Annotated in this window: 3 protein-coding genes and 1 pseudogene; 3 read left to right on the forward strand and 1 reads right to left on the reverse strand. The window is 53.9% G+C overall.

The annotated features are described in order from the left end of the window. Positions 1-119 precede the first annotated feature (119 nt). Positions 120-1,343: a Na+/H+ antiporter NhaA gene (gene nhaA / locus BG74_RS01415; protein WP_066596050.1), complete on the forward strand. Its 1,224-nt coding sequence runs from the start codon at positions 120-122 to the stop codon at positions 1,341-1,343. A gap of 183 nt (positions 1,344-1,526) precedes the next feature. Here nhaA and rpsT read toward each other — a convergent pair whose 3' ends face one another. Then, positions 1,527-1,790: a 30S ribosomal protein S20 gene (gene rpsT, locus BG74_RS01420; RefSeq protein WP_066596056.1), complete on the reverse strand. Its 264-nt coding sequence runs from the start codon at positions 1,788-1,790 to the stop codon at positions 1,527-1,529. A gap of 390 nt (positions 1,791-2,180) precedes the next feature. Between rpsT and ribF the strand changes: the two genes are divergently transcribed. Both ribF and BG74_RS15750 read left to right on the forward strand, forming a co-directional pair. Continuing rightward, entirely contained in the window at positions 2,181-3,119 is a 939-nt protein-coding gene (ribF, locus tag BG74_RS01425; RefSeq protein WP_066596058.1) for a bifunctional riboflavin kinase/FAD synthetase, read from the forward strand. Between the two features lie 79 nt (positions 3,120-3,198). Then, positions 3,199-3,955, forward strand: a pseudogene (locus tag BG74_RS15750) (class I tRNA ligase family protein); the annotation flags it as partial.

A 3,955-nucleotide genomic window follows, 5' to 3' on the forward strand; every position in this document is an offset into this window, starting at 1 on the left:
TTTTTTATCGTGCCGGTGCCGCCGTAAGCGATTTTTTGCCGGCAAGAGGGGTGTTTTCATTTACTCCCGTCGTCGCCTGTCGCACAATAATCCCTTCTCCGCCAAAATTGAGGATCATTATGTTCGCAGAGTCTTTACTCCGCTTGTTTGCCCACCCAGCCGTCGGCGGCGTATTGCTTTTCAGCGGCGCGCTTGCCGCTATCGTGATGGCCAATACCGGCGCCAGCGCGCTCTATGACGCCATCATTTATTTTCCCGCACAACTAGGCGGAGAAACGTCTGCCCATCTGACCGTACAGTTGATCGTTAACGATGGATTGATGGCAGTATTTTTCCTGGCTGTCGGTCTGGAAGTCAAATACGAACTGCTGGAGGGTACGCTCAATAGCCGAGAGCGGGCAGCCTTTCCCGCCATTGCAGCGCTGGGGGGGATGGTGGCACCCGCGTTTATTTATAGCCTGGTCACCGCCAGTACGCCCGCATTGCGTGCCGGATGGGCGATTCCCGCTGCTACCGATATCTCCTTCGCCATCGGTGTGCTGGCCTTGCTGGGAACTCGGGTGCCGACCAGCCTGAAAGTGTTTCTGCTGGCGTTGGCGATTATTGATGATCTTGGCGCGATAGTGATTATCGCGCTATTCTACAATAGCGAGCTTAATCCCCTGGCGTTAGCTGCGGCAGGGTGCGTCATCGGGGTAATGGCATTGATGAACCGCGCCAACGTCCGGTCTCTCGTGCTTTACCTGCTGCTGGGCACGACACTGTGGGGCTGTATCTTGCTTTCAGGTATTCATGCGACGCTCGCTGGCGTGATAGTGGGCGGGCTTATCCCGCTCAGGCTGCCGGAAACCAGCGAATCGCCAGCGCGCGCTCTAGAGCACCGGCTGCAGCCGTGGCTGGTGTATTTGATTTTGTCCCTGTTTGCTTTCGCTAACTCTGGTATCTCGCTGCGGGATGTGGCGCCAGAGAATTTGGTCTCACTTTTGCCATTGGGGATTGCCGCAGGGCTAGTAATCGGCAAACCGCTGGGGATAGTGCTGTTTACTGCCGCGGCGGTGAAACTCAAACTGGCGCGGCTTCCCGTTGGCATTGCGTTTCGCCACATTACGGCGGCGGCTGTGCTGTGTGGTATCGGTTTTACGATGTCGATTTTTATCGCTAATCTAGCGTTCTGGCAGGAGGATCCGACCACTATCGTGCTAGCGAAGGTCGGGATTTTATCCGGATCGGTGACCGCGGCGTTTTTAGGCTACCTGCTGCTGCGTGCGGTCCTGCCGTCGCCGAAAGCGAGCGGGGCATCTGTCACCCTGGCGTTCTCTGGTGAAAGCAATACCCGCACCTAATTCGCAAACTGCCGGAGATAATAGAGGTATTTATTAGGGCCCGTTGCGAGCCAGGAGATAAAGCGATTGGGTGACTCATTTGCGCGTGGTAAGTATTTAAATCCGGTTTACCGGCCTATATATTTGCCGGCCTATATAACCGGCCAGGGCCGGTTATATCAACAAAGCACAATGTTACCTAAATTACTGCATAGCGTTAATTTGCGCGGTCAGGTTCGATTTATGACGTGCTACTTTATTTTTGTGGATCAACCCCTTGCTGGCCTGACGGTCAGCAATCGGCTGCATGGCAGAAAACGCATTCTGCGCAGCTTCTTTATCGCCGGCAGCGATAGCAATGTAAACCTTTTTCACAAAGGTGCGCATCATAGAGCGACGGCTTGCATTATGCTGACGACGCCTCTCAGATTGCACGGCGCGCTTTTTAGCTGATTTGATATTGGCCAAGGTCCAACCTCCCACACTTTTTCTATGAAACAGTTTAAAGACCGAAGGATATGCCTGTTCGGTCTTCTTTTGTCAATGGATTTGTGCAAATAAACGCCGCTTAAACGCGCGGAGCCTGTCACAATGTGACAGCGCGGGATTGTATCAGTTTCCGCCGACAAAATATAGTTCTTCATGTAGTGCTTCCAGTGCTTCATGAGAAAAAAGCGTTTACTGGCGTACTAAATCGGCGCTTCGCAGCAGCATAACCTGTGTGAAAACAGGGCGATGGCGAAATAAGCGCGGTTTTCTCTGCGCATAATATCAAAGATTAGAATCTCAGGTTAACCTTAGTGGTGGTACAAGGTATAATCCGCCGATTTCCACTGTCTTAGGTGTCTTGAGTCTACTATGGAGCTTATTCGCGGTATACATAATTTACAGCCACGCCACCATGGGTGTGTGCTGACCATCGGCAATTTCGACGGCTTTCACCGCGGACACCAAGCGCTTATAACAGAATTGCAGGTTGAGGGCCGCCGTCGCCGTCTACCGGTTATGGTGATGATATTTGAGCCTCATCCGCGGGAATATTTCGCCGGTAATGCCGCGCCGGCGCGCTTGACCCGGCTGCGCGACAAAGTGAAATACCTGGCGGCCTCTGGCGTGGATGCAGTGGTCTGCGTCACATTCAATAAGCGGTTTGCCACGCTCGGCGCTGGCGCTTTCGTGACGGATCTGCTAGTGCAAAAAATGGGGGTGCGTTTCATCGGCGTCGGCGACGATTTTCGCTTTGGCGCTCAGCGGCGCGGGGATTACGCCTTCCTTCAGCAGGCGGGGAAAGCGGCCGGATTTGAGGTGATGAGCATCGTCACCTACACCGAAGGTGGCCGGCGCATTAGCAGCACCGCTGTACGCAAGGCGCTAGCGCAGGATCGTCTGGTGGAGGCGGAAATACTGCTCGGGCATCCCTATCGCCTTTCTGGCCGGGTAGTACATGGCGACGCGCTAGGGCGGACGATCGGCTTCCTGACCGCCAACTTGTCGTTAAAAGGGAGGAAAGCGCCCATCAACGGCGTGTATGCGGTGGAGGTTTACGGCATCACCGCCAAGCCGTTGCCTGGCGTGGCGAATATCGGCACCCGGCCCACGGTCGCCGGTTTTCGCCAGCGGCTGGAAGTGCATTTGCTAGATGTGGCCATGAATCTATACGGTCGCTATGTCGAGGTGGTGATCCGCACGAAAGTGCGTAATGAACAACGGTTTGATTCGCTTGACGACTTAAAGCGGCAAATCGCAAATGATGTGGTGAGCGCCCGTGACTATTTCGTGCTGGCAGCGCCTCAATAATACTCAAACTGAAAACGGAACCGAGAATCGAATGACTGATTACAAAAATACCCTGAATTTGCCGGACACAGGATTTCCCATGCGCGGTGATTTAGCCAAGCGTGAGCCTGGTATGCTGAAGCGCTGGTATGAACAGGATCTGTACGGGATTATTCGTCACGCCAGGAAAGGTAAGAAAACGTTCATTCTGCATGACGGCCCGCTGTATGCGAACGGTAGCATACATATCGGTCACTCTGTCAATAAAATTCTTAAAGATATTATCATTAAATCCAAAGGGTTAATGGGCTATGACTCGCCTTATATCCCGGGCTGGGATTGCCATGGTCTGCCGATTGAGATGAAGGTTGAGCAGCTGATTGGCAAGCCGGGCGAGAAGGTCAGCGCTGCGGAATTCCGCGCTGCCTGCCGTCGTTATGCCACTGAACAGGTGGAAGGGCAGAAAAAGGACTTCATCCGTCTAGGCGTGCTCGGCGACTGGGAACACCCTTACCTAACGATGGATTTTACAACAGAAGCGAATATCATTCGCGCTCTCGGCAAGATCATCACCAACGGCCACCTGCATAAAGGTGCTAAGCCGGTGCATTGGTGTATAGATTGCGGTTCTGCGCTGGCAGAGGCAGAAGTGGAGTATTACGAACGGACTTCGCCGTCCATCGATGTGGCTTTCACAGCTACAGACGCCGGCGCGGTCGCCGCCAAGTTCGGCATCTCTGATTTTACCGGTCAAGTGTCACTGGTGATCTTGACCACCACGCCATGGACCCTGCCGGCCAACCGTGCCATCGCCGTCCACCCCAATTTCGGCTATCAATGGGTTGATGTGGAAGGAC

The sequence above is a fragment of the Sodalis-like endosymbiont of Proechinophthirus fluctus genome (assembly GCF_001602625.1).
In the GTDB taxonomy this organism is placed as follows: Bacteria; Pseudomonadota; Gammaproteobacteria; order Enterobacterales; family Enterobacteriaceae.